Annotated in this window: 23 protein-coding genes; 10 read left to right on the top strand and 13 right to left on the bottom strand. The window is 73.5% G+C overall.

The genetic code is table 11. The features are described from left to right. Window positions 1-88 precede the first annotated feature (88 nt). The gene (locus ACO229_RS24460; RefSeq protein WP_397413434.1) at window positions 89-805 is read right to left on the bottom strand and encodes a metal-dependent transcriptional regulator; all 717 of its coding nucleotides are present in this window, start codon (window positions 803-805) and stop codon (window positions 89-91) included. 90 nt (window positions 806-895) lie between these two features. On the opposite strand from ACO229_RS24460, the gene serC reads away from it, so the two are divergent. The 4 genes from serC (at window position 896) to ACO229_RS24440 (ending at window position 4828) form a co-directional block, all read left to right on the top strand. Next, window positions 896-1999 (top strand): phosphoserine transaminase, encoded by a 1104-nt coding sequence (gene serC / locus ACO229_RS24455; protein ID WP_397413492.1) that lies wholly within the window; start codon window positions 896-898, stop codon window positions 1997-1999. Window positions 2000-2117: 118 nt separating this feature from the next. Next, window positions 2118-2969 (top strand): MHYT domain-containing protein, encoded by an 852-nt coding sequence (locus tag ACO229_RS24450; RefSeq protein ID WP_397430920.1) that lies wholly within the window; start codon window positions 2118-2120, stop codon window positions 2967-2969. 111 nt (window positions 2970-3080) lie between these two features. Continuing rightward, window positions 3081-3527 carry a MarR family winged helix-turn-helix transcriptional regulator gene (locus ACO229_RS24445; protein ID WP_397413432.1) on the top strand — a complete coding sequence of 149 codons (447 nt, stop codon included), beginning with the start codon at window positions 3081-3083 and terminating at the stop codon, window positions 3525-3527. Next, entirely contained in the window at window positions 3524-4828 is a 1305-nt protein-coding gene (locus ACO229_RS24440; protein ID WP_423463048.1) for an MFS transporter, read from the top strand. The genes ACO229_RS24445 and ACO229_RS24440 overlap by 4 nt, the downstream gene beginning before the upstream one ends. A gap of 106 nt (window positions 4829-4934) precedes the next feature. Here the strand turns inward: ACO229_RS24440 and ACO229_RS24435 are convergent, their stop codons facing one another. From ACO229_RS24435 to ACO229_RS24420, 4 genes are all read right to left on the bottom strand, one after another. Continuing rightward, window positions 4935-6398 (bottom strand): NCS2 family permease, encoded by a 1464-nt coding sequence (locus tag ACO229_RS24435; protein WP_423463047.1) that lies wholly within the window; start codon window positions 6396-6398, stop codon window positions 4935-4937. 19 nt (window positions 6399-6417) lie between these two features. Beyond that, window positions 6418-8502 (bottom strand): acyltransferase family protein, encoded by a 2085-nt coding sequence (locus ACO229_RS24430; protein WP_423463046.1) that lies wholly within the window; start codon window positions 8500-8502, stop codon window positions 6418-6420. Between the two features lie 88 nt (window positions 8503-8590). Beyond that, window positions 8591-9406, bottom strand: a complete 816-nt coding sequence (locus tag ACO229_RS24425; protein ID WP_397430925.1) for a CAP domain-containing protein — start codon at window positions 9404-9406, stop codon at window positions 8591-8593. 281 nt (window positions 9407-9687) lie between these two features. Then, the gene (locus ACO229_RS24420) at window positions 9688-10476 is read right to left on the bottom strand and encodes a CAP domain-containing protein (RefSeq protein WP_423463045.1); all 789 of its coding nucleotides are present in this window, start codon (window positions 10474-10476) and stop codon (window positions 9688-9690) included. 290 nt (window positions 10477-10766) lie between these two features. Here ACO229_RS24420 and ACO229_RS24415 point away from each other — a divergent pair, with 290 nt between their 5' ends. Further along, window positions 10767-13220 carry a polysaccharide lyase 8 family protein gene (locus ACO229_RS24415; protein WP_423463044.1) on the top strand — a complete coding sequence of 818 codons (2454 nt, stop codon included), beginning with the start codon at window positions 10767-10769 and terminating at the stop codon, window positions 13218-13220. A 12-nt stretch (window positions 13221-13232) separates the two neighbouring features. Here the strand turns inward: ACO229_RS24415 and ACO229_RS24410 are convergent, their stop codons facing one another. From ACO229_RS24410 to ACO229_RS24400, 3 genes are read right to left on the bottom strand one after another with little or no spacing between them, the layout of a single operon-like run. Beyond that, entirely contained in the window at window positions 13233-14012 is a 780-nt protein-coding gene (locus ACO229_RS24410; protein WP_423463043.1) for a polysaccharide pyruvyl transferase family protein, read from the bottom strand. Further along, window positions 14009-14881, bottom strand: coding sequence for a glycosyltransferase family A protein (locus tag ACO229_RS24405; protein ID WP_423463042.1), 873 nt, complete (start codon window positions 14879-14881; stop codon window positions 14009-14011). Before ACO229_RS24405 ends, ACO229_RS24410 begins: the two co-directional genes overlap by 4 nt. Window positions 14882-14892: 11 nt before the next feature. Continuing rightward, entirely contained in the window at window positions 14893-15945 is a 1053-nt protein-coding gene (locus tag ACO229_RS24400) for a polysaccharide pyruvyl transferase family protein (protein ID WP_397430930.1), read from the bottom strand. A 182-nt stretch (window positions 15946-16127) separates the two neighbouring features. Here ACO229_RS24400 and ACO229_RS24395 point away from each other — a divergent pair, with 182 nt between their 5' ends. Both ACO229_RS24395 and ACO229_RS24390 read left to right on the top strand, forming a co-directional pair. Further along, window positions 16128-17078, top strand: a complete 951-nt coding sequence (locus ACO229_RS24395; RefSeq protein WP_423463041.1) for a sulfotransferase family protein — start codon at window positions 16128-16130, stop codon at window positions 17076-17078. Beyond that, entirely contained in the window at window positions 17075-18034 is a 960-nt protein-coding gene (locus ACO229_RS24390) for a sulfotransferase family protein (protein WP_397413418.1), read from the top strand. Before ACO229_RS24395 ends, ACO229_RS24390 begins: the two co-directional genes overlap by 4 nt. 18 nt (window positions 18035-18052) lie before the next feature. Here ACO229_RS24390 and ACO229_RS24385 read toward each other — a convergent pair whose 3' ends face one another. Continuing rightward, on the bottom strand, window positions 18053-21163 hold the full coding sequence (locus tag ACO229_RS24385; RefSeq protein ID WP_423463040.1) for an AfsR/SARP family transcriptional regulator: 3111 nt from the start codon (window positions 21161-21163) through the stop codon (window positions 18053-18055). 85 nt (window positions 21164-21248) lie between these two features. Beyond that, window positions 21249-21584 (bottom strand): YnfA family protein, encoded by a 336-nt coding sequence (locus tag ACO229_RS24380; protein ID WP_119141971.1) that lies wholly within the window; start codon window positions 21582-21584, stop codon window positions 21249-21251. Window positions 21585-21672: 88 nt separating this feature from the next. Between ACO229_RS24380 and ACO229_RS24375 the strand changes: the two genes are divergently transcribed. Further along, on the top strand, window positions 21673-22695 hold the full coding sequence (locus ACO229_RS24375) for a metalloregulator ArsR/SmtB family transcription factor (RefSeq protein WP_397413416.1): 1023 nt from the start codon (window positions 21673-21675) through the stop codon (window positions 22693-22695). A gap of 55 nt (window positions 22696-22750) precedes the next feature. Then, window positions 22751-23185 (top strand): arsenate reductase ArsC, encoded by a 435-nt coding sequence (locus ACO229_RS24370; protein ID WP_397413415.1) that lies wholly within the window; start codon window positions 22751-22753, stop codon window positions 23183-23185. A gap of 13 nt (window positions 23186-23198) precedes the next feature. Here the strand turns inward: ACO229_RS24370 and ACO229_RS24365 are convergent, their stop codons facing one another. After that, window positions 23199-24599, bottom strand: a complete 1401-nt coding sequence (locus tag ACO229_RS24365; protein WP_423463039.1) for an FAD-dependent oxidoreductase — start codon at window positions 24597-24599, stop codon at window positions 23199-23201. 84 nt (window positions 24600-24683) lie between these two features. Here ACO229_RS24365 and ACO229_RS24360 point away from each other — a divergent pair, with 84 nt between their 5' ends. Then, window positions 24684-25061 (top strand): ArsR/SmtB family transcription factor, encoded by a 378-nt coding sequence (locus ACO229_RS24360; RefSeq protein WP_397413413.1) that lies wholly within the window; start codon window positions 24684-24686, stop codon window positions 25059-25061. Between the two features lie 59 nt (window positions 25062-25120). On the opposite strand, the gene ACO229_RS24355 is transcribed toward ACO229_RS24360, so the two are convergent. Both ACO229_RS24355 and ACO229_RS24350 read right to left on the bottom strand, forming a co-directional pair. Further along, window positions 25121-25579, bottom strand: a complete 459-nt coding sequence (locus ACO229_RS24355) for a hypothetical protein (protein ID WP_397413412.1) — start codon at window positions 25577-25579, stop codon at window positions 25121-25123. A 36-nt stretch (window positions 25580-25615) separates the two neighbouring features. Continuing rightward, on the bottom strand, window positions 25616-26524 hold the full coding sequence (locus tag ACO229_RS24350; protein ID WP_423463038.1) for a hypothetical protein: 909 nt from the start codon (window positions 26522-26524) through the stop codon (window positions 25616-25618). Window positions 26525-26614 lie beyond the last annotated feature (90 nt).

The raw sequence follows: 26614 nt of genomic DNA, 5'->3' as shown, positions 1-26614 counted from the left end.
GTTCCGGCAACGAATGCCATGACGTGTCGGATCTGCGGTGCCACCTTTCCGACAAAGCGGACGGTTTGGACTTGCCGCCCGCCGGTCGTCAGGCGGTGGCGACGAAGAGGTGCCGCGCCAGGTCCTCGCCGAGCTCGAGCGCGGTGTCGGCGCCGTCGACGGTCACGGTGTAGGTGCCGTCGCTGTGCTCGGCCGTGATGCGTGACCCGGGGACCAGGCCGGCGTCCGCCAGGCGTGCGAGCAGGTCGACGTCGGTCTGCAGCGGCTCGGCGATCCGGGTGAGCGACGCCGCGAGCGGCTCGCCCTTGACGCCCTTCTTCGCCGCCGCCTCGAACGCCGACGGCAGCGAGATCACCCCGCTCAGGAACGGGACGTCGGTGTAGGCCTCGCCCAGCTCGGACAGCCCCGGGATCGGGTTGCCGTACGGGTCGTGGTGCGGGTGGTCGAGCAGGCCCACCAGGCGCTTCTCGACGAGGTCGCTCATGACGTGCTCCCAGCGGCAGGCCTCGACGTGCACGTGCTCCCAGTCGAGCTTGATGACGTCGGTCAGCAGGCGCTCCGCGAGGCGGTGCTTGCGCATCACGCGCATCGCCTTGTCGTGGCCCAGCTCGGTCAGCTCGAGGTGCCGGTCGCCGGTCACGATCACGAGGCCGTCACGCTCCATGCGCGCGACCGTCTGCGACACCGTGGGCCCGGAGTGCCCCAGACGCTCCGCGATGCGCGCGCGCAGAGGCGTGATGCCTTCCTCGTCGAGCTCGTAGATGGTCTTGAGATACATCTCGGTGGTGTCGATCAGATCCGTCACGTCTGCTCCCGTCGTGCGCCCAGCCGCCCCAGTCGCCCTGGACACGTACGGCCCGGGCGTCGGCCCAGGTTCTAGTCTAGTTCTGTGCCACTGACAATCCCGACACAGCTGCTGCCCGCCGACGGCCGATTCGGCTCCGGCCCGTCCAAGGTACGTCCCGGCCAGGTCGATCATCTCGTGGCGAACGCGCACGTGCTCGGTACCTCACACCGGCGTCCGCCCGTGAAGGACCTGGTACGCCGTATCCGTGAGGGTGTCACGGAGCTGCTCGGCGCGCCCGACGGGTACGAGGTCGCGCTCGGCAACGGCGGCGCCACCGCCTTCTGGGACATCGCCACGCTGTGCCTCGTCGAGCGCAAGGCGCAGCACGCCGAGTTCGGCGAGTTCGGCGGCAAGTTCGCCAGGGCCACGTCGCGCGCGCCCTTCCTGGAGCCGTCCCAGGTCATCTCCGCCGAGCCCGGCGCGGTGGCCTACCTCGCCCCGGCGGACGACGTCGACACCTACGCGACGCCGCACAACGAGACCTCGACCGGCGCGATGGCCCCGGTGGTGCGCCCGGCCGGGCCGGACGGCGCCCTCGTGCTCACCGACGCGACGTCCGGTGCGGGCGCGCTGCCCGTGGACCTGAGCCAGACCGATGCCTATTACTTCGCGCCGCAGAAGGTCTTCGCGGCCGACGGCGGCCTGTGGCTCGCCGTCCTGTCCCCCGCGGCCGTGGAGCGTGCCGCCCGTGTCGAGGCGTCCGGACGCTGGGTGCCGGAGTTCCTGTCCCTCACGACGGCGGTCGAGAACTCGCGGCTGGACCAGACCCTCAACACCCCCGCGGTCGCGACGCTGCTGCTCCTGGCCGACCAGGTGGAGTGGCTGCTCGACCAGGGCGGGCTGAAGTGGGCGGCGGAACGCAGCGCGACGTCGGCCGAGACCCTCTACTCCTGGGCCGAGGCGCGCGAGTGGGCCACGCCGTTCGTCACGCGCCCGGAGGAGCGGTCCACGGTGGTCGGCACCGTCGACCTGGCCGACGAGATCGACGCGGACCGGGTCATCGCGGAGCTGAGCGCCAACGGCGTCCAGGACGTGTTCGCGTACCGGAAGCTCGGGCGCAACCAGCTCCGCGTCGGGATGTACCCGGCGGTCGACCCCGCCGACGTCGCCGCCCTCACGGCGTGCGTCGACTACGTCGTCGAAACCCTCTGACCAGGGCGATCACGTCCGCAATATCCCTTCGACGGCGGGTTCCCCGTATTGTCCGGGACAACGGAACTCTGTAACGTTTCCGCAACAGAGGGAACCATTCGAGGGGCTGTTCAACACCATGCCAGTGATCGACCACTTCACATTCGGGATCGTCACGCCGTTGCTGGCGTACGCGATCTCGTGCACCGGCGCAGCGACGGGCCTCGCGTGCACGTCCCGCGCCCGAGGGGCTTCAGGCGGTGCACGCGCGGCATGGCTCGTGTTCGGCGCCATCGCCATCGGCGGTACCGGCATCTGGGTGATGCACTTCGTCGCCATGCTGGGTTTCTCCGCCTCCGGTGTGACCATCAGGTACGACGTTCCCCAGACCCTGCTGAGCGCGGCGATCGCCATCGTCGTGGTCGGTGCGGGCCTCTTCATCACGGAGCTGGGCAAGCGCCGGCTCCCGGCGATGCTCGTCGGCGGTGCCCTCGCGGGCGCCGGCGTCGCGGCCATGCACTACATGGGCATGGAGGCGATGCAGATGTCGGCGGAGGTCGTCTACAACCCCGTGTACGTCATCGCGTCGGTGATCATCGCCGTCGTCGCGGCCACCGCGGCGCTCTGGTGCACCGTCCACATCCGCGGCACGCTCGCCACGATCATCGCCACCCTGGTGATGGGCGTGGCGGTGACCGGCATGCACTACACCGGCATGGCCGGCGTGTCCGTGGTCAACCCCGTGGACAGTGTCCCCGCCGGCGCCTCCACGATGCAGCTGCTCGTGCCGCTCGTGATGGCCGTCAGCGTCGTGACGTTCCTGCTCATCCTCGGGATCGGCCTCTGGCCCACCGAGGAGGAGCTGCGCACGCAGGCCGAGTTCGAGAACCGGCTCAAGGCGCACACCGAGCAGGGGCAGCGGTACGAGAACGTGCAGCAGGAGCTGCAGCCGAGCGCCGCGCAGTTCGCGCAGACGCACCGCTCGGTCTGACCCGCCGTCGTTCTGACGACGAGGCGCCCGTCCCCTTCGTGGGGGCGGGCGCCTCGTCGTGTGACCGCACCCACGTACCGTTAGCCACGCTAATGATCTAGACTGCTGTAGATGTCGTCGAGCTCCCGCAAGCCCGGCCGGAACCCGGCCACCGTCGGGGGCGACCTGCGCGTCGCCCTCACCCGGATCTCCCGCCGCCTGCGCGCCGAACGAGGCGAGGCCGACCTCCCCGAGGGCCAGTTCGGGATCCTGACGGTGCTGCACAAGCACGGCGAGATGTCCCCCGGTTCGCTCGCCGAGCACGAACGGGTCCGGCCGCCGTCGATGACCCGGGCGGTGAACACCCTGGCCGAGCTCGGCCTCGTCGAGAAGGTGGAGCACGCGACGGACCGTCGGCAGGTGGTCGTCCGTCTCACCCCCGCGGGCGCCCGAGAGGTCGCCGAGACCCGGCGTCGCCGTGACGCCTGGCTCACGAAACAACTGTCCACCCTGACCGTAGAGGAGAGAGAGATCCTTGCGGGAGCCAGCGAGCTCCTGATCCGGATCGCCGCTCGATGAGCGCAACCTTCGCCAGCCTGAAATACCGTAACTATCGTCTCTGGTTCGCCAGCGCTCTCGTCGCCAACATCGGCACCTGGATGCAGCGCGTGGCGCAGGACTGGGTCGTCCTGACCCTCCTGACCAACAACTCCGGTGTCGCCGTCGGCATCGTCACCGCACTGCAGTTCATCCCCCACATCTTCCTGTCCGCGTGGGCCGGGCTGCTCGCCGACCGCGTCGACCGCCGCAAGCTCCTGATGATGACGCAGGGCGGCATGGGCGTACTGGGCCTCGGGCTCGGTGCGCTGGTGCTGTCCGGTGTGGCCGAGCTGTGGCACGTGTACGTGTTCGCCACCCTGCTGGGCGTGGTCAGCGCCATCGACGGCCCCGTGCGCCAGACCTTCGTGGCCCAGCTCGTCCCCGCCAAGCGGCTCGCGAACGCCGTCGGGCTCAACTCGACCAACTTCAACGCCGCGCGGCTCATCGGTCCCGGCGTGGCAGGCCTGCTCATCGCCGCCGTCGGCTCCGGCTGGGTGTTCGTCATCAACGGCATCGCGTTCGGTGCCGTGATCATCTCGCTCACCCGCATGCGCGACCTGCACGTGCTGCCGACCGCTCCGCGTGCCAAGGGCCAGATCCGCGAGGGACTGGCCTACATCCGGGGGCGCAGCGACATCGTCGTGATCATGGTCGTCATGGGCGTGGTCTCCATGCTGGGACTGAACTTCCAGCTCACGTCGGCCATGATGGCGCGCGTCGAGTTCGGCCGGGGAGCTGGCGAGTACGGCATACTCGGGTCCGTCCTGGCGATCGGCTCCCTCACGGGCGCCCTGCTGGCGGCCCGCCGGGAGCGTCCGCGCGTACGGCTCGTACTGGGTGCGGCGTTCGCGTTCGCGATCGCCATGGGCATCCAGGCCGTCATGCCGACGTACCTCGGCTACCTGCTGATGTGCATCCCCGTGGGGTTCGCGTCGCTGACCATGCTGACCTCGGCCAACGCCGCGATCCAGCTCTCCGTGGCGCCCGAGGTGCGCGGCCGCGTCATGTCGATCTACATGATGGTGCTGCTCGGCACCACGCCGCTGGGCTCCCCGGTGGTGGGCTGGATCGGCGAGACGTTCGGCCCCCGGTACGCGGTCCTGATCGGCGCCGTCGCGACGCTGCTGGTCACCGCCGTCGCGACGATCTGGGCCTACCGGACGTGGCACGTGCGCGTCCGCGCCCGCCTCTCCCGCTCGCACCGCATCCCGCGGCCGTACCTCCAGGTGACCTACCCGGAAGCGGCAGCGGAGCCGGAGCGGCAGGTCCTGGCGGCCTGACCCGCCTCTTACCAAAGGGTCCGCCGCGAGCAGGCGATCGGGCATGGATTCCCCGTGAAAACCATGCCCGATCGCCTGCTCGCGGCGGACTTTTGGGCGGGCGGCGTCAGATGCCTACCGCAGCGCGGATCGGGCCCATCAGGAAGTACACGACGAACAGCAGCGCCGCGATCCACAGCAGGGGGTGCACCTTGCGCGCCTTGCCGACGGTGATCTTGATCAGCACGAACGAGATCACGCCCGCCCCGATGCCCACCGTGATCGAGTACGCGAACGGCATCAGCACCATCGTGAGGAACGCCGGGATGGCGACCTCGAGGTCCGTCCAGTCGATGCCCGTGACCTGCACGACCATGAGGAAGCCGACGATCACCAGCGCGGGCGTCGCGGCCTCGTGCGGCACCACCTCGACGAGCGGCGACAGGAACGTGGTGAGCAGGAACGCCACACCGGTGGTCACGGCGGCCAGGCCCGTGCGGGCGCCGTCGCCCACGCCGGACGCCGACTCGACGTAGGCCGTGTTGGACGACACCGAGCCCGCGCCACCGGCCACGGCGGCCAGCGAGTCGACCACCAGGATCTGCGTGGTGCGGGGCGGGTTGCCCTTGGCGTCGAGCAGCTTGGCCTCACCGCCGATGGCGACCATCGTGCCCATCGTGTCGAAGAAGTCCGCGATGAGGAGCGTGAACACCAGCAGGATCACCGCGATGGGCCCGATCGCCTCGAACGATCCGAGCAGCGAGAACTGGCCGATCAGCGAGAAGTCGGGCAGCTTCACCACGGAGTCGGGCAGGGCGGGCACGTTCAGCGCCCAGCCGCCCGGGTTGTCCTCGGTGCGCCCGCCGATACCGCCGACGGCCTCGACCACGACCGCGAGCACCGTCGAGGCGACGATCGCGATGAGGATGCCGCCCCGCACCTTGCGCACCACGAGGACGGCGGCCAGCAGCACCCCGAACGCGAACACGAACAGCGGCCAGGCGCCGAGCGAACCGCCCATGCCCAGCTCGGTGGGCGTCGCCAGGGAGGCGGGGATGCGCACGAAGCCGGCGTCGTACACGCCGATGAACGTGATGAACAGGCCGATGCCCACGCTGATCGCGATCTTGAGCTCGCGCGGCACCGCCCCGAACACCGCCTCCCGGAAGCCCGTGACCACCAGGATCAGGATGACCAGGCCTTCCATCACCACGATGCCCATGGCATCCGCCCAGGTCATGCCCGGCAGGGCCGCCACGGAGAAGGCGACGACGGCGTTCAGGCCGAGCCCCGCCGCGAGCGCCAGCGGGAAGTTGGCGACCACGCCCATGAGGATCGACATGACGCCGGCCACCAGGGCCGTGGCCGCCGCGATGGCCGTGACGTCGCCCATCGTCTCGCCGCCGCCGAGATACTGGCCTGTCCCGTCGGGCACGCTGCCGAGGATGAGCGGGTTCAGCACGACGATGTAGCTCATCGTGAAGAAGGTGACCAGACCGCCGCGCACCTCCGTCCACACCGTGGACCCGCGTTCGCTGATCTTGAAGAACCGGTCGATGGCGCCCCGCGCCTGGGCCTGGTCGTGAGCCATGCTCCGATGTTCTCCTTCGTTACCCGTTGTCGCCCGACGACGTGCCGCGCACGACACCGGTGAGCATCCGCTCCACGGCGTCCGTCCGGGTCAGCACGTAGTCCACGCTGAGATGGTGAAAGTCCCGGTAGACGGGGTGGCTGGTGTCTCCGATGCGGCACGTGGTGTCGTCGCACGTCTCGGACCAGACCCCGTCCCAGGTGGTGACACCGTACTGGGCCCATATTTCGGCGCTGATACGCGGGAGGTCCCCGTTGGACTCCTCCGCCTCGGTGCGCGTCATGCTGCAGTCCCCGAGGCCGGGCCACGGCCGGGTGAGGCATTCGAGCGGGTCGACGTCGAGCCGCGGGTTGTCCACCACGGCGACCACATGGGGCGTGACGGCGGTGAGGTGCGCGAACAGGGCGTCGTTGGCGGAGCGCCAGGCGGCGCGCACCTCGGCGTCGTCCATGCGTGTCCCGTCGGCGTGCTGCATGCGGTCGGCGTAGATCTGGGCCTGGCTCACGACGACGGCGTCGGGCCGCAGGTCGTCGACGATGCGCAGGGTTCCGGCCTGGAAGGGCAGGCACGAGCCCCGCTCGGTGGGCTGCTCCACGACCACCTCGGCGGCCGGGCACCCGTGCCGCCAGCGGACGGCGAGACGCAGTCCGGCGTCGCGCGCCGCGACGTCGAACGCGGGGATCCAGTGCATGGTGTGGGAGTCGCCGAGCAGGAGCACAGTGGTCGCGGAGTCGACGTCCCCGAGCAGGCACACGACGTCGCCCGACGCCGTCGTGGTCTCCTCCGTGCACGGGTACGGCTCCGGCTCGGCGCGCTCCGCGACGGCAGTGGCGTACGGCTCGCGCTGCAGCACCGACGCGGTCGCCACGCGGGTGCCGAGGGTGAGGCCGCCCACGGCGACCCCGATGACGAGCGTGACGGCGGCGGTGCGCCGCCAGGACCGCAGCGCCGGGCTGAACCGGACCGGGTTCTCCACCCAGCGGTAGGTCGCGACGGCGGCGCCGAGGGCGGCGAGCGAGGCGAGCACCTTGATCCAGACGGCGTCGTCCTGCACGGCGGCCGTGGTGAGGACCACGAACGGCCAGTGCCACAGGTACCAGGAGTAGGAGACGTCGCCGAACCGCTGCAGCAGCGGCAGGTCGAGCACCCGGTCCAGCCAGGTGGCCGACGCCGGGACGCTGCCCGCGGCCAGCACCAGCAGCGCACCGCCCACGGGCAGCAGAGCCACGGTGCCGGGGAACGGGTCGGTCTCGTGCACGAACGCGAAGGAGAGGGCCAGCAGCGCGAACCCGGCGGTGCCGAGCAGGGTCCGCAGCAGCCACGGCCGCAGGTGCACGACGCCGGCGAGCCGCGCCCAGGGCAGGGTGGCGACGAGGGCCGCGCCCGCGAACTCCCACGCCCGGGTCGGCAGGATGTAGAACGCCCAGTCCGGCGCGACCGCCGTCAGCCAGACCGAGGTGGCCAGCGAGACGACGAACGTCCCCGCGAACAGGATCTGCAGCGTGCGCCGGGCCGGGACGCGGGTGCGCCGGGCCACGGCGACGGCCAGGAGCACGAGCAGCGGCCAGAACAGGTAGAACTGCTCCTCGATGCCCAGCGACCAGGTGTGCAGGTAGGGGCTGGGGACGGCGGACTCGGAGAAGTAGTCCTGCCCCTGGTAGGGGAACAGCAGGTTGGAGACGAACAGCATGGCCGCCGCGCCGTGGGTCGCGATCTTCTGCCAGGCGAGCGGCGACAGCAGCACCAGGCAGGCGACGAGCGTGACGGTGACGACCAGCGCGAGCGCCGGGACGAGACGCCGCATGCGCCGCGTCCAGAACGCGACCAGGTCGACGGTCCCGCTGCGCCCCACCTCGCGCAGCAGCAGCGAGCTGATGAGATAGCCGGAGATGACGTAGAAGACGTCGACGCCGGTGAACCCGCCGGGCACCGCGAGGCCTGCGTGGTAGACGACGACCGCGAGCACGGCGACCGCCCGCAGCCCGTTGATGTCGGTCCGGAAGGTGTGGCCCCCGGACGCGGGGTCCGCCGCCGTGCCGGGGCCGCGGTGCTCCGGGTCCGGTCCGGTGGGTCGGTCGACGGCGGTGGTCGTCGCCTGCGCCAATGTGTCTCCTGCGGTCGGTCCGGGCGGGTGCGCGGCTCACACGATAACGGGCGCGCGCGGTCCGTCCGGACAGCCTGTGGACAACTGCTCAGCCGAGGAACACGTGGGAGCAGACCAGCACCGGCAGACCGGTCGTCCCGCCGTCGCGCACGCAGCCGATCGCACCGCGCAGCAGGTCGGTGCTGACCAGGTTGTCCCGGTGCGTCGGCGAGTCCAGCCAGGCCTGCACCACGTCCTGCGGCGGGCGGTCGGTGCGGCTGAGGTTCTCCGCGGCGATCGTGCCGCCGGGGCAGCTCCGCTGCACGGGCGGCAGGGGCGCATGCGTCAGCTCGGCCGCGCCGATCAGCGCGGCCGCTCGCTCCTCGGCGACGGCGGCGAGGCAGTCGTCGTGCTCCAGCGGTGGTACTCCGAGCTGCATGCGGGCGGCATTCACGCCGTCCTCCAGCGCGGCCGCGTACCGGGTGCGGTCGGCGAGGTCGGTACCGGCGGGCGGCGTCCAGGTGGGGCGGAGGGCCGACGGCGCCTCCCGCCCATCGGCCGTCGCGCCGGGACTCGCCGCGGTGTCGCTCGGGCGGGTGTCGCGGCCGGGTCCGGAGCAGCCGGTGAGCAGGGCGCCGATCAGGGCTAGACCGAGGAGGATCGGAACTGTCGAGCGGGCTACGAGCGCCGAGCGACGCGGAGCCGGCAGGCGGACGGCGACCGCCGAACGGACGGGAGCCGTCGCGCGGACCGGAACCGCCGGGCGGACCGGAACCGCCGAACGGACGGCTGCCGTCGCGCGGACCGGAACCGCCGGGCGGACGGCGACCGCCAAGCAGACCGCGACCGCCGAGCGGACCGGAGCCGTCAGGCAGGCCCAGGCCGTCATGATCAGCCGCATGGGGCGGGCCGGGTCGCGGTGCACGACGTCGATTCGACACCCGCCACCCACCGCCCACAACCGGAACCCCCGCCGCCTCGCGATGGTGCGCTTCTACCCAGTCATTGCGCCCAGCACGACCGCCAATTCTGGGCGTAATGACTGGGTAGAAGCGCACCACGGGCGAACGCGGGTCCGCTCGGGCGGACACGGGCCAGCTCGGGCGGACACGGGCCCGCTCGGGCGGACACGGGCCCGCTCCGCGGGGCACACACCAGCTCGGGCCAGCGAGCGCCAGCTCGAGCCGGCAAGGAGCGGCGAGAAGATCAGGCGAGGAAGACGTGGGCGCAGATCATGGTCGGCGCGGCCGGGTCGCCGCCGTCGGGGACGCACGCGACCGCGCCGCGGGTCAGGTCACCGTTCAGGATGTTGGCGCGGTGCCCGTCGGAGTCCATCCAGCCCTGCGCGGCCTCGGCGGGCGTCCAGCCGCCCTTGGCCAGGTTCTCCGCGACGGCCGTCGTGGGACACCGCTCGAAGATCGGGTCGAGCGGTGCGTGCGCCAGCTCCTGCCCGACGAGCGCCTGGGCGCGCTCCAGTGCCACGTCGTACGCGCAGGTGTCGTGCGTCAGGGCGGGCAGCGCGTTCGCGGTGCGGTGACCGTTGACCGCTTCTTCCAGGGCCGCCGCGTACTGGACGGGGTCGGTCAGGTCGGGTGCGTCGTCCGCGCCCCCGCCGCCGGGACCGCCACCCGCGCCGTCGCCCGAACCGCCCCCGGAACCACCACCCCCGGAGCCACCCTTGGCACCACCGGCGCCGTCCCCGGACCCACCGCCCGAACCGGCCCCGCCCGAGCCGCCGTCCGACCCGTCACCACCCACCGGCCCCCGGTCCGCACCGCGCGACGCCGAGCCGCTGGGCGCCGGCTGCACGTCCACCGCCGCGGACTCCTGGGTGTGCTCGCCCGTGATCGCGCCCACCGACGTGGGCTGCGGGCCGGGCGCGTGCTCGACGGGCGCGGCCACCCCGACGACGCCGGGGGCGATTCCCGGCGCCGGCATCGGCTCGGCTCCCGGCGCGAGCAGACCGGCGCACGCCGTGAGCCCTGCCCCGGTCATGACCACCAGCGTCACGCGGGCAACCGCACGACCTGCGCGGACCACGCCGGCGACCGCACGACCTGCACGGACCACACGGCCCGCGCCTCCCCGTCCGCGCTGATGAACGACAGTTCGGTCGAGCACACCAACCACACCGATCACACGACCCGCACCGACCACACGACCCGGTCGGGTCGCGGACGACGTCGTGCGGCGTGCTGGGGACACAAGTGCGGACAATACAGACGATCGCGACGATGCGGAATGCCCCGGCGCGCGCAGGAACCGCTGCCCGGACACCATGGTCCGTGACCCGCGACCAGGAGGAGGCCGACCTGCCCACCGAGCACGACGCGTCCCCCGAGCACGCCCCGCCGCCCCCGCACAGCGCGCCCACCCGGCACGACGCGCCGACCCCCTACCCCCCGTCCGAGCGCGAGCACCCCCCGTCCAAGCCCCCGCCCCAGCCCTCGGACCCCTCGCCCGCACCCCCGCACACCCGCCCCGTCACGCGCCGCCAGGCCCTGCGGATCGGCACCCTCGCGCTCGGCGCGTCCGCCCTCGTGGCCGGCGGGCTGGTGGCGTGGGACGCGTTCCAGGACACGACGCACCCGTTCGCCGCCGTCCGCACACGGTGGCTCGCCCAGCTCACGGGCGCGGCCGCCGACGACGACGCCGCCGGCCGCCTGCTGGACCAGCTCGGCCCGGACGGCCGGTGGCCGGACCTGTCCCTGACCTCCCGCGAGCGGACCGTCGGCCTGCGGATCCGCTACGAGCGGCTCCGGGAGCTCGCCCGCGCCTACGCCACGCCGGGCTCCCGCTACGCGCAGGACCCCGAGGTGCGGGACGTCCTGCTGGCCGGCCTCGACCGGCTCCACGAGGACTACGCCGCGCACACGGGCCGGTCGGGGAACTGGTGGGACCGGCAGGTCGGCATCCCGCTCCAGCTCACGGCGACGTCGATGCTCCTGTACGACGACCTCGGCGAGGACCGGCTGCGGCGCTGGATGGCCACGGTGCACGAGCAGACCCCCGCCCCGGCGTACACGGCGGCCAACCGCGCCTGGACGGGACGTGTCGTGGTGGAGCGCGCGCTGCTGCTCGACGACGAGGACGCCCTCGCCGCCGGCCTGCGGGGCATGGCCCCCGCGTTCCGGCCCACGGCGTCCGGCGACGGGATCCACGCCGACGGATCGTTCCTGCAGCACGACGTGCACCCCTACTCGGGCGGGTACGGGCTGTCCCTGCTCACCTCCGCCGCCACCGTGCTGGCCCTGCTGCACGACACGCCGTGGCACCTCCCGGGTCCGGCCCTCGACGACCTGCTGCGCTGGGTGGACGACGGGCTCGTGCCGTGGCTGCACGCCGGCGCGGTCCTGGCCCCGGTGCGCGGGCGCAACATCGCTCGCCGCTCGGTCGGTGACCGGGACGCCGGGCGGGCCGCGGCGTCCGCCCTGCGCCTCCTGGCCTCGGCGGCGGACGGCGAGCGGGCCGCACGCTGGACGCGCCTGGCCGCCTACGCGTCACCGGACCCGGCCGACGGCGTCACGCCGCTGGCTCCCCCGGAGGGCACCCGGGTCTTCCCCGCGATGGACCGCGTGGTGCACCGGCGGCCCGCGTTCACGGTCGCGCTGGCGATGTCGTCGGCGCGGATCGCCACGTACGAGTCGATCGGCGCGGAGAACCTGCACGGCTGGTACACGGGCAGCGGCGCGTACTACCTGTACGACGCGGCCGGCACCCCCTACGACGACGACTACTGGCCCACCGTCGACGCCCGTCGCATCCCCGGGACGACGACGGCGTCGGGCACGCCCGGCGACTCCGCCGGCGCAGGCTTCCGCGGCACGTCGCACTGGGCGGGCGGTGCCGCCCTGGGCTCCCGGGCGGCGGTCGGCATGGCGTTCCGGCACCCGGCGGCCCCGGGCATGGCCGAGGTATCGGGCTTCACGTCGTGGTTCCTGCTGGACGACGAGATCGTGGCGCTCGGCACGGGCATCGCCTCGGCGTCCGGACGCCCGGTGGAGACCGTGGTGGACAACCGCCGGCTCGTGGACCCGGCGGCCCAGCGGCTCGTCGTCGACGGCCGCACCGTGCCGCACGCGGTGGGACCGGGCACGCCCGCCCCCACCGTGGCAGACGGCGCCCGGTGGGCCCATCTGTCGGGCGCGACCCCGGGCACCGGCATCGGCTACGTGTTCCGGGACGGGCAGCGCCTGCGGCTGCTCCGCGAGCGGCGCACGGGCCGGTGGGCCGACATCAACCGCAGTGCGCCGCACCGCGACCCGACGGTGCGGGCCAACAGCTTCGCGACGCTCTGGCTGGAGCACGGCACCGACCCCGCGGACGGCCGCTACGGGTACACGATCCTGCCGGGCGCGACGCCGCAGGAGGTGGCGTCCTACGCCGCGGCCCCGCGGACGGAGGTCCTGGCGAACTCGCGGGCCGTGCAAGCGGTGCGCCGCGACGACACGGTGGCGCTGAACGTCTGGCAGGCGGAGGCGCCGGAGACGGGCGGCGTGCGGTGCGACCGGCCGGCCGCGGTGCTCGTGGTGCAGGAGGGGACGCGGCTGACCGTGGCGGTCGCCGACCCGACGCAGCGGCTGGAGCGGCCGTTGCGGATCACGCTGGCCCGTACGGCGGCCCGGCTGACCGGCGCGCACGAGCGGGTCACCGTCGAACGCCTGGAGCCGGGCATCGCACTCGTCGTGGACCTGGCCGGTGCGCGCGGCGCCACGGTCACCGCGGCGTTCGGGCTCTGACCCGGCTCGCGGTCACGCCCACAGGTCGAGGGGGAACGCGGCCAGCAGGGCGTCGGCGTCCCACACCGGCGGGCGGGCGCCGCCCATCTCCACGGCCTCGTCCACCGACGCCGCCACGCGGAACGCCTCGCGCCCGGTGCCGGCGTAGTAGTCGTGGTACTTGTGCATCGGCTCGGCCGACGGCGGGACGAGCCGCGCCGGGATGCCGAACGACTCGGCAAGCACGATGCCGTGCAGGGACGTCGCCACGACGAGGTCGCAGCGCGCGATCTGCCCGGCGATCGCGTGCAGGTCGCCCTGCGGCGCGATCGTCCGCGGGTCGTCGCGGTACCGGACCCAGTCGTGCAGGTTGGGCACGAAGCCGACCGCGCGCCGGGCGCCGTCGGCGTACGTCTCCCGGGGCCAGAAGCGGCTCCAGAGCAGCGCCGGGTCGCCGAACACGCGCGGCGCGGCGATGCCCGCCTCGCGCAGCACCCGGTGGGTGATCGGCCCGCGCACGGCCCGCACGTCCAGCCGCAGACCGCGGGGCAGGTGCGCCTGCTTGCCGTTGATGCCGGTGCCCCAGACGACGTCGCCCGGGCTCGCCAGGTGCAGGATGGAGCCCACCGTGAGGAGCCTGCGCCCGGCGCCCCGGGCGGGGTCGACGCCGCGCGCGGCCAGGATCCGCGCGACGAGCGCCGGGCCGACGAGGTCGCCGAAGTTGTTGACCCGGCGCCGCACCGGCACCAGCCGCCCGAACGGCCCAGGTACCACCGGCCGCCGGGGGTTCCAGTGCACCACCTCGACGGTCATGACCGGGCCCCCGCGGCGAGCGCCCGCCGGACGGGCCGCAACGCCCGGCGGCCGAGCACGAGTGCGGTCTCGGCGACCGCGCGGGGCCCGACGGCGGACCACAGCGTCGCCGTCGTCCGCCGCACCGGGGGCAGGCCGTAGCACGCGGCGAAGTCAGGGTCGAGCGGGCGGGCGAGCCCACGCAGGCGCTTGCCGGAGTGGTTCTCCCCCGTGTCCACGTGGTAGACGGCGCCGCGGAACGGCAGGGGTTCGAGCACCCTGCCCTGGTGCCGCGCGAACCACTCGACCGCGTTCCGGTGGGCGCCGAGCACGTGGTCGACCCGCTCGCCGTACCCGGCCAGGACCTCCCCCTGCGTGGCGGTCTCGTCGAGGTGCGCGGGTACGCCGTAGGCGTCGAACGGGACCACGAGGCTCGTGCCGCAGGTCCGGTGGAAGGCGGGCTGACGCCGGTAGACACCGCGGGCGCGGGAGTACACCCAGCCCTGGTCGACCACCCACCCGGGGTGCCCCGGGTGCCGCGCGGTGAACGCGGCGAGGTCGCGGTGCACGAAGTCGTCGGCGTCCACGATCATCACGTGGTCCGGCGCGTAGGGACGGGCCGCGAGCAGCCCGACGCCGATCTTGCTGCCCTTGTCCCGGACGAACCGGTCCCGGTCGGCGTGCGGGCCGTGGGCGGCCTCGGGCGGCGCGAAGCCGACGGGGACGAACCGCACCCGCTCCCCCAGGTCGAACCCCGGGGCGCGGTTGCCCACCACCAGCACCACGTACTCCCCGCTGGTCTGCGCGGTCAGCGACGCGAGGGTGAGGCGCAGCAGCTCCTCGACGCGGCCGTAGTCGGCGGCGTTGCGCGGATGGCGCAGCGAGGTCACGAACGCGAGCATCAGGCGGCCCAGAGCCGGGCGGCCAGCTCGCGCGCCTCGTCGAGGCCGGACGCGTGATGGGCGGTGCTGAACGTGCCGGTGTAGTCGTCGTAGACGGCGCGGACCTTGCCGTAGCTGTTGTCCAGCACCACGTGCTCCACGCCCAGCAGCGCCGCCATCACGTGCGCGTGGAGTCGGTCGACGACGGCGCCCCGCGCGGGCGCGAACAACCGCACCCCGGCGTCGATGCCGGCCCGGTTGATCGTCGCGAGGGCCGCCGCCACGGGCCGGTTCGCAAGGCCCGACGCCGGCAGCGGCACCCGGCGGGCGACGCGGGCACGCTGGTGACCGAGCGTCGTGACGGTTCGGGCGGCCCGCCGGCGCCAGGCCTCGCTGCCGCCGGCGTGCCAGTCCGTGCGGTCGGCATCCAGCCCGGGGACCCAGGCCGGCCCGACGTCGTGCAGGCCCGAGGCGGTCTCCTTGTCCGCGCGGGCGAGCACGAGCAGCCGCCGGGTGTCGGCCACGGACCGCTCGCGGCGCGGCGGTTCCCAGCCGAGAGCCAGGTCGGGGCAGAACCGCGCGGCCAGGGAGGGGAGCTGTTCGGCGGCCCGGGCCAGCGACGGGGTGTCCCGCAGCAGGAGCGTGAAGTCGGGGTGCGCGCCCAGGATCCGGTCGGCCTGCGCGGCGCGGTCCGCCGACCCGAACCAGACGGACTGCGGGAGCTGGACCACCGGGTAGTCGGGCAGGTCCTGGACGATGCGCTCCCGGTGCTCCTGGTGGCCCGGCCAGAGGTCGCCGAAGTCGCCCCCGCCGCGGACGAGGACGGTCCCGGACGGCATCGCCGCCCGCAGGTCCGCCGGCACGTAGCCGCGCAGGTCGGCCGCGTAGCGGACGTCGCGCCCGAGGCGCCGCAGGTAGGCGGCCGTGCCGGCCCAGATGAGCGAGTCACCGACGTTGCGCTGGTTGGGCACGTCCAGGAGGGCGACAGGGCCGGGACGGATCACGGCGGCGAGGGTCGACGCGGTCGCGTCCCGCAGCCCCGCGAGATGGGCGTGGTCGTCCGGACGCATCATGTCTGTGCCCCTGTCGGTCTGGTTCGCGGTCGGGACCATCATGGATGCTGTTATCCGATGACGCAGGTCGGAATTATCGACCACGCGGGACGGGGACGATTCGGGTCGCACGCGGAACATTCATCGCATATTTTTGCGGGGCACCAGCGATCACCTTTCCAGCCGACCAGCTAGGTTTCCCGATGTCCGGAACGAGCACCAGCACCACACCCTGGAACAACCATCGCATCGCCTTCGTCGGCGGCCTGCACCGCAGCGGCACCACGCTCCTCGCCCGAATTATTGGTTCTAGTCCGAATGCTTCCGGGCTGACCGGAACCGGCGCCGTGATGGACGAGGGACAACATATTCAGGACACGTATCTCGGCGGTCTGGGCAATACGTCCGAATGGTCTTTCCACCCGCAGGCGCACCTCACCGAGGAGGACGCGCAGCGCACGCCCGACGCCGGCGCACGGCTCTGGCAGAGCTGGTCCCCGTACTGGGACCTCGACCGCACGGTGCTCGTCGAGAAGTCCCCGCCCAACCTGACGAAGATGCGCTACTTCCAGGAGATCTTCCCCGGGTCGCGGTTCGTGGTCGTCACCCGGCACCCCGTGGTCCAGGCCCTGGCCGTGCGCAAGTGGGCCACCCGCAGCCGGGGACGGTTCACCTTCGGGTTCCCCCGGCTCGTGGAGCACTGGGTGCACGCGCACGACGTGTTCGCGGAGGACGCCCTGCACATCGAGAACCTGCTGGTGCTGCGGTACGAGCACCTGATGCGCGACCCGGCCGGCGAGCTGGGCCGGGTCGCCCGCTTTCTGGGCGTGGAGCTCGACGACGACGCGGTGGACGCCGTGGACGCCGGCCGCAGCAACCGCTATGCGGAGCTGTGGCGCTCCGGCGGCCGGGCCGAGCTGGCCGGGCGCGTGCGGCACCACGTGTCACGCCTCGGGTCGCGGCACGGCACGCCCCGGGCGGACCTGCTCCGCGACGTCACCGACGCCGCCCTGCTGCCCCGCTACCGCAACGTGGTGGGCGAGCACCTCGGCGACCGTATCCGCGCCCACGGCTACGACCTGGACTCGCTCGACGAGGCCGCGCCGTGGGCCCCGGTGGTCCGCGTCCCGACGATGGCGGCCGAGACCCGATGAGCGCACCGCACCGCGTCGTCTACGTGACCGGCTCGGGCCGCAGCGGCACGAGCACGCTCGCGGGCGTCCTGCGCGAGTTCGGCCTGCGGGTCCCGGCACCCGAGGTCGAGGCCGACCCGTCCAACCCGCGGGGCTTCTCGGAGCCACGGTGGGTGGTGGACTTCCACGACTCGCTGCTGCGGGCCGCCGACGTGCAGACGTCGGACCCGCGGCCGCTGGCCTGGCACCTCGTGGACCGGGCCGGGGTCGAGGCGAACGCGCTCGGCCAGATCCGGGTATGGCTCGACGCGCAGGTCGCGGAGCACGGCGACCTGGTCATCAAGGACCCGCGCCTGCTCTGGTTCCTGGAGCTCTGGCTGGAGGCCGCGGCCGGCACGGGCGCCCGCGCGTCGTGCCTGACGATGCTGCGCCCGCCCGCCGAGGTGGTGGGCAGCAAGGCGGCCAACTACAAGGGCCGGGGCATGGTCGACCGGGTGGCGGGCTGGATCAACCTGATGCTCGGCACGGAGCTGGCGACCCGGTCGACGCCGCGGGCGTTCGTCCGCTACGCCGACCTGATCCACGACTGGGACGAGCCCGTCTTCAACGCCGCCGCCGCGCTCGACCTGCCGATGGTCGACCCGGACGACAGGGCCGCCGTGCACCGGGTCGACGCGTTCATCGACCCGTCTCTGCACCGCGTCGGTGCCACGTGGGACGACGTGCCCGTCCCGGCGCCGCTGCGGAGCCTCGCCGACGACACGTGGGCCGCGCTCGACGCGCTCCCCGAGCACGACGACCCCGGGACCCGGGCGGAGTTCGACCGGCTCCGCGCGCTCTACCCCTACGTGCACCGCAGGGTCGCGGCGTCGCCGGCCCGGCGGATCGCCCGCATGGTGCCGCCCGAGGTGGTGCCACCCACCGTGCGACGGAGCGTCGCGAGCATGCTCTGGCGCTCGTCCGGCACGGCGGGCTGAGGTCCGGCCCTCGCGGTCTCACGCGACAGGCGCCTCGTTGAGCAGAGCATCCAGCTCCTCGGCCTCAGGGACGCCGAGATCCACGTAGATCGCGTGGGCCTGCCGGAAGCCGGCCCGGGCCTCGCCCGGGTCCCCCAGGCCGCGGTGCGCGTGGCCGATCCCCGCGTACGCCCGGGCCTGCTGGTCGCGCGAACCCACCTGGACGGCGATGCCGAGCGCCTCGGTGTGCGCCTGCAGGGCCTCGGCGGGGGTCCCCGCGAGCCGCGCCGCCTCGCCCAGGCCGTTGTACGACCACGCCTGCCCGGTGACGTCACCGGTCTCCTGGCACGCGGTCAGCGCCCGCCCGAAGTACGCCGCGGCCTCGTCCGGTTCCGCCAGGCGCAGGTGCAGCATGCCGAGCGAGTCCAGGATGTACCCCCGTGAGGTCACGATGCCCAGCTCGTCGGCCGTGGCCAGGGAGCGGCGCAGACGCTCGCCGGCGGTCGAGTAGTCCCCGCGCTCCATGTCGTTGTTCGCCAGGTTGTTGAGCGCGATGGACTCGCAGTAGCGCGCCCCGATCTCCTGGAAGATCGTCAGCGCCTGCCGGCAGCGCTCGTAGGCGGCGTCGTGGTCCCCCAGCCTGGCCTCGACCCCGACCATGCCGTTGAGCACCGAGGCCTCGACGAACCGGTCACCCGACCGCTGCGCCACCTCGAGCGCGTGCCGGTGCCGGTCCCGGGCGCCCCGGTGGTCGCCCCGCCGGTGGGCGACCGTCGCCAGGTTGGTGAGCGTGTGTGCCTCCCCGGCGAGGTTGCCGACCTCGCGGAACAGCGCGAGCGCCCGGTGCAGGTGCTCCAGCGCCGTCTCGTACCGGCACGCCTGCGAGTGTCCCACCCCGAGCTGGCGCAAGGCGTGGGCCTGACCGGACCGGTCGCCCACCGCCTCGGCGGCCCGCAGCGCGTGCGCGTTGACGACGAACTGGCCCACCGGATGAGCGCTGTTCACGTACCGGTGCAGGATCAGGGCGATGGCGACGGCGTACGCGGCGTCCTGCCGGTCGGCGGCGTGCTCGGCGACCGCCGCCAGGCAGACCTGCTCGGCCTGGAGCCAGGCCGTGGCACTGCGCGGCTCCGACACGTCGGGCAGGGGGACGTCCGGAACCCGGTCGAGCTCGTACTGCACCTCGGCGGGGTACAGGGTGCTGACGGCGGCGTGGGCCGCGGCACGGTAGTAGTCGAGGAGCCGCTCCTCGGCCGCGGCACGGTCCTGCCCGGTGTCGTGGGTGCGGGCCAGGTGCGCCGCGTAGGCACGCAGGAGGTCGTGCATGCCGTAGCGGCCGGGTGTGGTGCGGTGCAGCAGGTGGGCGGCCACGAGGGTGTCCAGGACCCGGCGGGCGCGGTGGGGTTCCAGGCCGGTCAGGGCAGCCGCGGCGTAGGGGTCGAGGTCGGGACCAGGGTGCAGCCCCAGCCGCCGGAACGTGCGGGCCGCCTGGTCGGGGAGGTGCTGCACGGACCAGGAGAACACGGCGTGCACGGCCGCGTAGGGGTCGCCGCCCGGGTCGAGCAGCTCCAGCCGCTCCCGCCGGTCGGCGAGCTCCGCGGTGATCTCGGTCAGGGAACGGTCGGGCTGGGAGGTGGCCAGCACGGCCGCGACGCGCAGCGCCAGGGGCAGTCGGGCGCACTGCTCGGCGAGGGTCGCCGCCGCGTCGGGCTCGGTGGTGACACGGTCACCGATCAGGCGGTGCAGCAGGCGGTTCGCCTCCGCGGCGGGCAGCAGGTCGAGGCCCACCTGGTGGGCGCCGTGCAGGACGACCAGGCCGGCGAGGCTCTCCCGGCTGGTGACCAGGACCAGGGACGACCCTCCGCCCGGCAGCAGGGGGCGCACCTGGGCCACGCTGCCCGCGTTGTCGAGCACGATCAGCATGCGACGCCCGGCCAGCTCGCTGCGGTACCGGTCGGCACGCGACTCGTCGTCCAGGGGGACGTCCCGCTCGGCGATGCCCAGGGCGGTCAGGAACCGCGCCAGGGCGTCGGCGGGGCGTACGGGCTGGTCGGGGTCGTAGCCGCGCAGGTTCACGTAGAGCTGCCCGTCCGGGAACCGGTCCGCGACCCGGTGGGCCCAGTGCACCGCGAGCGCCGTCTTGCCGACGCCCGCGGTCCCGCTGATGACGGCGACGCCGGCCGCGGTGAGCCCGGTCAGCAGGTCGTCCAGGCGGCGCAGGTCGCCCGCCCGTCCCGTGAACGCGGCGACGTCCAGCGGTAGCTGGGCGGGACGCGGCCGGTCGGCGGGCTCACCCGGGACAGGACCGGTCGCCGTCAGGTCCCCGGGACCGGCAGGAGCCGACGCGGCCGCGGGATCCGCAACGGCCAGGCCCGGGTCGTGCCGCAGGATGCGCTGGTACAGCTCCTGGAGATCAGGGCCGGGGTCGCTGCCCAGCTCGTCGGCCAGCCGTTCGGCGACGAGGCGGTAGTGCTCCAGTGCGTCGGCCTGCCGGCCGCACCGGTACAGGGCGAGCACGAGCTGGGCGGCCAGCCGCTCGTCCAGCGGGGCCCGGTGGGCGGCCGCGGCTACCTCGGGCAGCAGGCGGCCGTGCTCGCCACGGCGCAGCAGCAGGTCGTGGTGGTCCAGCACGGCCGCGTGCCGCTCGGCGTCGAGGGTGACGGCGACCGACCGCAGCCAGTCGCTGTCCAGGCCGGCGAACGGCTCGCCCTGCCACAGCGCGAGCGCCTCCCGCCACAGCGCGCCGGCGTCCGCGTCGTCACCGCCGTCGACGGCGCCCGCAGCACTTCCGGCGGTGCCCCCGTCGACGCCCCGGCCGCGAGCCCGGGCCACCAGGGCACGGAACCGGTGCAGGTCCACCTGGGAGCCGTCCGCCGCCAGCACGTAACCGCCCGACCCGTGCACGGGCACCGGTCCGCCCGCGCCGTCGAGCACGGAACGCAGCCGTGAGACGTAGGCGTGCAGGGTCTGCCGCGCGCTGCGGGGCGCCGACCGGCCCCAGACCCGATCGACCAGCAGGTCCAGCGGGACGACGGCCCCCGGCTCCACCAGGAGCGCCGCCAGCACGGCCCGCTGCCGGGCCGAACCCAGCGGGACCGCGCCCCGTTCGTCGTGCGCGGCCACGCCGCCGAGCAGCTGAAACCGGATCACGCCGTCCACCCCCAGACAGAAAACTCAGGATAGAGGAGGCGAAGAGCGGCAAGGTAGTACATATGCCGCCCGGGTCACGCCGGATTCATGCGGAGCGGGGCGCGTACATGATGACGGCCACGCCGACCAGGCAGATGAGTGCGCCGGTGACGTCCCAGCGGTCCGGACGGAAGCCGTCCACGACCATCCCCCACGCCAGCGAGCCGGCGACGAACACGCCGCCGTACGCGGCGAGGATGCGCCCGAAGCTCGCGTCGGGCTGCAGGCTGGCGAAGAACCCGTAGATCCCGAGCGCGACGACGCCGGCGCCGATCCAGATCCAGCCCCGGTGCTCGCGCACGCCCTGCCAGACGAGCCACGCCCCGCCGATCTCGAACAGCGCCGCGCCCAGGAACAGGACGACCGACCTCAGCAGCATCATGCGCTCGACGGTAGACGGCTTGGTGCTTGCGGGGCTGTATCGAAAGATGTCAACATAGAAGTACATCAATGCAAGCGAGGTGCCGACGATGACCGCTCTCTCCCCGCACGGCGCCGCCGAGTCCCACGCGATCGGCCTCGACGCGGCGACCGCCCTGGCGGCGACGCTGAAGGCGATGGCCGACCCGCTCCGGCTGCGCATGCTGTCCGCCGTCGCGACCAGCGTGTCCGGCGAGGTCACCGTGGGCGAGCTCGCCACCCTCACCGACGTGTCCCAGCCCACCGTGTCCCACCACCTCAAGGTGCTGCGCGACGTCGGCCTGCTCACGGCCGACCGGCGCGGCACCTCGGTCTGGTACCGCGTCGAGCCGGCGTACCGCGGGGCGGTGAGCACGCTGCTGGACCGGTTCGCCCCGGCCGCGGTCGACGTCGGCCGGACCCGGCAGCTGGCCGGGCTGACGAACGTGGAGCCCGCTCTCGACCGCCTGGCGGCGTCGCTGGCCGAGCGCTTCCCCGGCACACCGCCCGGCGAGTGTGCCCGGGTGGTCCGCGAGTCGTACGCCGCCCTCGTGCGCCGGGGTGGCGAGGCCACCTACCTCGTGCCGCTGACCGAGCACTTCGCGCGGCAGCGGATCGTCGACGCCGAGAAGGCCCGCGCCCTGGAGCTGGGCGCGGCGGGTGAGCACCTGCCGCAGGTGCTGTTCGTCTGCGTGGCCAACGCGGGCCGGTCCCAGCTCGCCGCCGCCCTGATGCGGCACCACGCGGGCGACCGCGTGGTGGTCCGCTCGGCGGGGTCCGCGCCCGCGGCGGAGGTGCACGCGGGCGTCCGCGCGCTCCTGGAGGAGCTGGGCGACGGCACCTCGGCCGACCAGGTCGACGACGTGACCCGTTTCTACCCGAAGCCGCTGACCGACGACGCGGTCCGTGCCGCGGACGTGGTGATCACCATGGGCTGCGGCGACGTCTGCCCGGTGCTGCCCGGCACGCGGTACGAGGACTGGGCGGTGGGCGACCCGGCCCTCGCCTCCCCCGCCGGCGTGGCGGCGATCCGCGACGACCTGGACCAGCGCGTGCGCGCCCTGCTCGCCGATCTCGTGCCGGAAGCTGCCTGATCCTACGGACGACCTGACCCGTACCCCACCACCCCGCACCCACCGGAGCCCCTTGATGAGCCTCACCGAACCGACCACCGAGACCAAGCCGTCCGCCCTGTTCGTCTGCGTGCACAACGCGGGCCGCTCCCAGATGGCCGCAGGGTTCCTGCGCGCGCTGTCGGGCGGCGCCGTCGAGGTGCGCTCGGCCGGCTCCATGCCCGCCGAGATGATCAACCCCGTCGCCGTGGAGGCGATGCTGGAGAAGGGGGTCGACATCCGCGGCGAGCAGCCCAAGGTGCTCACCACCGAGGCGGTCGAGGCGTCGGACGCGGTCATCACCATGGGGTGCGGCGACGCCTGCCCGTACTACCCCGGCAAGAACTACCAGGACTGGGAGCTGGACGACCCCGCCGGCCAGGGCCTCGAGGCGGTGCGCCCCATCCGCGACGAGATCGAGCGGCGCGTGCGACGGCTGCTGGCCGAGCTCGGCGTGGAACCCGTCGCGTGATCCCGGACGCCGCCTAGCGGCGCGCCGACGGCACGCCCGTACCGATCGTCACCGCCTGTGGCCCGGACGGCGCACCGCAGCACCCGCCGCCGGACGTGCCCGCCAGCGTCTCGGACGAGACCACACCGTCCACATCGGCGGCCAGCGCGAGGTCGGAGGAGCAGACACCGGTCTGCGGCAGGTCCAGCTCGACGGCGTCGGCGGCCGCCCGGTCCCCGGCCAGCGCCGCGACCACGGACCGCACCTGCTCGTAACCGGTGGCCAGCAGAAAGGTGGGCGCTCGCCCGTACGACTTCGTGCCGACCAGGTAGAAGCCGTCGTCCGGGTGCGCGAGCTCCGCCTCGCCGTGCGCGGGCACCGTGCCACAGGAGTGGTGGTTCGGGTCGATGAGCGGCGCGATGGCGCGCGGAGCCTCGACCACCGGGTCGAGGTCGAGGCGGACCTCGCGCAGCATGTCCAGGTCGGGGCGGAAGCCGGTCGCGGTGACGATCGTGTCGACGGTCAGGTCGAGCGCGCCGTCGGTGCCGTCCTTGCGCCCTGTACCCAGCACCCGCACGGCGCCCGAGGGCTCAGGCTCCAGGCGCTCGACGGCGACCCGGGTGAGCAGCTCGACGCGCCCCGACTCCACGGCGTCGCGCAGGCGCGTGCCGAGCAGTCCGCGGGCGGGCAGCTCGTCGTCGGCTCCGCCGCCGTAGAGGCGCCGCGCCGAACCGCCGCGGATCGCCCAGAGGATGCGGGTGGTCGGCTCGTCCTGAGCCAGCTCGACCAGGCTGAGCAGAGTGTTCGCTGCGGAGTGGCCCGCGCCCACCACCAGGGTGGTGCGACCCGCGAACCGCTCCCGGTCCGCCCCCAGCACGTCGGGCAGGGCACCGGTCAGGTGGTCGGCGGCGCGCTCCTCGCCGATCGCCGGCAGGCCCGACAGGCCGAGCGGGTTCGGCGTGCCGTGGGTTCCCGAAGCGTCGATCACGGCGCGCGCCCGGATCTCGTGCACCCCTTCGCTCGTCGTCCAGCGCACCAGGTAGGGGCGCCGCTCGCGCCCGAGCGAACGGGACCGGTCCGCGCCGTCACGGGCGACGGCGACGACACGTGCGCCGTAGCGGACCCGCTCGCCGAGTACGGCGGCCAGCGGCGCCAGGTACCGCTCGACCAGGTCGGCGCCGGTGGGCAGGGCGTCCGGGGCCGGTTCGGCCCAGCCCGCACCGGTGAGCAGGCGGCGGGCGGCGGCGTCGACGTCGTACCGCCAGGGCGAGAAGAGGCGCACGTGCCCCCAGGAGGCGACGGCCGCGGCCGGGCCGGAGCCCGCCTCCAGCACGAGCGGTTCGAGGCCGCGCTCCACCAGGTGAGCCGCGGCGGCGAGGCCGACCGGCCCCGCCCCGACGACCACGACGGGCAGGCTCTCGCGGGATCCGGACATGATCCACTCCTCAGATCGATACTTATCAATGCGTGAACGAGTACAACGTATCCACAGACTTCGATGCGTGGCAAGATGGTGGGCATGACCACCACGCTCCCCCTGACGGACGGGTCACGGACGGCCACGGAGCCGGCGTCCGGCGCCTGCTGCGCGCCCCTGGTGCGCGAGGCCGCCGACCCGGAGACCGCCGCCGAGCTCGCGCACGTGTTCAAGGCGCTCGGCGACCCGACGCGCGTGCGCCTGCTGTCGGTCATCGCCGCGCACGACGGCGGCGAGGCGTGCGTCTGCGACCTCACCGAACCGGTCGGGCTGTCCCAGCCCACGGTGAGCCACCACCTCAAGCTGCTGGTCGACGCCGGCCTGCTCACCCGCGAGCAGCGGGGCAAGTGGGCGTACTACTCGGTGGTGCCGGGAGCATTGAACCGGCTGGGGGTGCTCCTGACCGAGGCGGCACGCTGAACGGCTCCGGCACGGCCGGCGGGGACACCGCCGGCCGCGCCGGAGTCGCTGGATGAGCCTCAGTGCAGGAACGACGTCCCGCACGACGAGGTGGACACCCACTTGTGCGAGCTGATCGTGTTCGACGCACCGGACGAGCCGGCGCCACCCGCCAGGGAGTCGTCGTTCAGGTTGCTCACGTAGTACTCGGACTTCTTGACGCACGACCAGTTGCCGCTGTGGTTGAAGCCGTTGAACACCATGACCGCCATGCCCGACGTGCCCTTGTGCAGCAGCGAGTGCGCCTTGTTGTTGTCCGTGCCCTGGAAGCCACCCGACGAGTTGCCCCAGTTGGCGTCGTTCCCGTTCGACTTGCCCAGGTAGCCGCTGCAGTTGATGTAGTCGTAGGCGTAGAAGTAGCCCGACGTCGCGTTGTGCCACGCGTTGTCGCAGGCCGTCGAGGCCTGCGCGCTCACAGGGAACAGCGCCCCTGTGATCACCAGACCGAGCGACGCGAGCAGGACGAAGATCTTGCGCATGATGTGTACTCCTTTGGTTGGTTGGTTGGTTCCGGTTCAGTGCGCCAGCACCCGTTCGGCGTTCTCCAGCGCCACGACCTGCATCCGCCGGTACCCGGCGACCTCGTCGTCGTACTGGTCCAGCCGCGCGCAGTACTCGTCTTCCAGGTCGTGCGCCGTGCTCACCAGCGCCGTCTCGCGGACGGCGCAGGTCGCCTCGGCCACCGCGAGGTCGCGCTCGGCGGTGCGCGCCCGCTCCCCGCTCAGTCCGGCAAGAACGTGGTGCAGGTCATCGCGGACCGCGGGCGGGTCCGGGTAGTCGTAGCCGCGCCGGCCCATGCACTCCGACCAGGCGCCGAGCTGTGTCACGAAGCGCTCGTCGGCGACGATGTCCTGCGCGTACAGGCCCACGAGGTTGGTGGCCACCTTCTCGGTCCGGAACCACGCCGCGAAGTCGCCGTAGAGCTTGTCCTTCGCCTGCGCGAAGCAGCTCTCACGCGGGGTCTGGACCACACCGCCCGCGGGCAGCTCGGCCGTCAGCATGCCGCCGGCCGGGTCACCGTCCAGGGCCACGGACCAGCGCACCCGTTCTGCCTCCGGCAGGGCGTTGGCGTAGGCGTGGTTCGGGTCGCTGCGCTGGATCTCGGCGACCCGGTCCTCCAGCTCCAGCCCGTAGCCGTGCTCCCGCGCCCAGGCGACGTCGGCGAGCACGTAGCCCGAACCCTGCCGCTCCTCGACGCTCGCCACCCACGCCGGCACGTACCGGAAGCCCTCGGCCTTCATGCAGTCCCGGACCAGGAGCTCGACCGCCTCGTCCACCCGGACCTGCTCGGCGTCGGTCAGCTCACGGGCCGGGACGTCGCCGGAGCGCGCCGGGCCGGGTTCCAGGCCCGCCGCCGCGGTGCATCCGGCCAGGGTCAGGACGGCGACCGCCGTCACGCAGGTGATGAAGTACGCGCGCCTCATGCCGGTGCCCTCCTCGACGGACCGTTGGTCCGTCCGCCCCTCGGGGGGTCGAGGGGCGGACGCGGCACCATCGGCGCCGCGACCCACCGT

The sequence above is a fragment of the Promicromonospora sp. MS192 genome (genome assembly GCF_049532985.1).
Lineage (GTDB): Bacteria > Actinomycetota > Actinomycetes > Actinomycetales > Cellulomonadaceae > Promicromonospora.
Note: the sequence above shows the minus strand (reverse complement) of the source record. Positions and strands in the feature narration are given on the sequence as shown.

What these genes read in the sequence shown, in the direction of transcription:
- ACO229_RS24450 (WP_397430920.1), top strand. Translation starts at nt 2,118, where the DNA reads ATGCCAGTGATCGACCACTTCACATTCGGGATCGTCACGCCGTTGCTG.
- ACO229_RS24445 (WP_397413432.1), top strand. Translation starts at nt 3,081, where the DNA reads ATGTCGTCGAGCTCCCGCAAGCCCGGCCGGAACCCGGCCACCGTCGGG.
- ACO229_RS24440 (WP_423463048.1), top strand. Translation starts at nt 3,524, where the DNA reads ATGAGCGCAACCTTCGCCAGCCTGAAATACCGTAACTATCGTCTCTGG.
- ACO229_RS24435 (WP_423463047.1), bottom strand. Translation starts at nt 6,398, where the DNA reads ATGGCTCACGACCAGGCCCAGGCGCGGGGCGCCATCGACCGGTTCTTC.
- ACO229_RS24420 (WP_423463045.1), bottom strand. Translation starts at nt 10,476, where the DNA reads ATGACCGGGGCAGGGCTCACGGCGTGCGCCGGTCTGCTCGCGCCGGGA.
- ACO229_RS24410 (WP_423463043.1), bottom strand. Translation starts at nt 14,012, where the DNA reads ATGACCGTCGAGGTGGTGCACTGGAACCCCCGGCGGCCGGTGGTACCT.
- ACO229_RS24400 (WP_397430930.1), bottom strand. Translation starts at nt 15,945, where the DNA reads ATGATGCGTCCGGACGACCACGCCCATCTCGCGGGGCTGCGGGACGCG.
- ACO229_RS24395 (WP_423463041.1), top strand. Translation starts at nt 16,128, where the DNA reads ATGTCCGGAACGAGCACCAGCACCACACCCTGGAACAACCATCGCATC.
- ACO229_RS24390 (WP_397413418.1), top strand. Translation starts at nt 17,075, where the DNA reads ATGAGCGCACCGCACCGCGTCGTCTACGTGACCGGCTCGGGCCGCAGC.
- ACO229_RS24380 (WP_119141971.1), bottom strand. Translation starts at nt 21,584, where the DNA reads ATGATGCTGCTGAGGTCGGTCGTCCTGTTCCTGGGCGCGGCGCTGTTC.
- ACO229_RS24375 (WP_397413416.1), top strand. Translation starts at nt 21,673, where the DNA reads ATGACCGCTCTCTCCCCGCACGGCGCCGCCGAGTCCCACGCGATCGGC.
- ACO229_RS24370 (WP_397413415.1), top strand. Translation starts at nt 22,751, where the DNA reads ATGAGCCTCACCGAACCGACCACCGAGACCAAGCCGTCCGCCCTGTTC.
- ACO229_RS24365 (WP_423463039.1), bottom strand. Translation starts at nt 24,599, where the DNA reads ATGTCCGGATCCCGCGAGAGCCTGCCCGTCGTGGTCGTCGGGGCGGGG.
- ACO229_RS24360 (WP_397413413.1), top strand. Translation starts at nt 24,684, where the DNA reads ATGACCACCACGCTCCCCCTGACGGACGGGTCACGGACGGCCACGGAG.
- ACO229_RS24355 (WP_397413412.1), bottom strand. Translation starts at nt 25,579, where the DNA reads ATGCGCAAGATCTTCGTCCTGCTCGCGTCGCTCGGTCTGGTGATCACA.
- ACO229_RS24350 (WP_423463038.1), bottom strand. Translation starts at nt 26,524, where the DNA reads ATGAGGCGCGCGTACTTCATCACCTGCGTGACGGCGGTCGCCGTCCTG.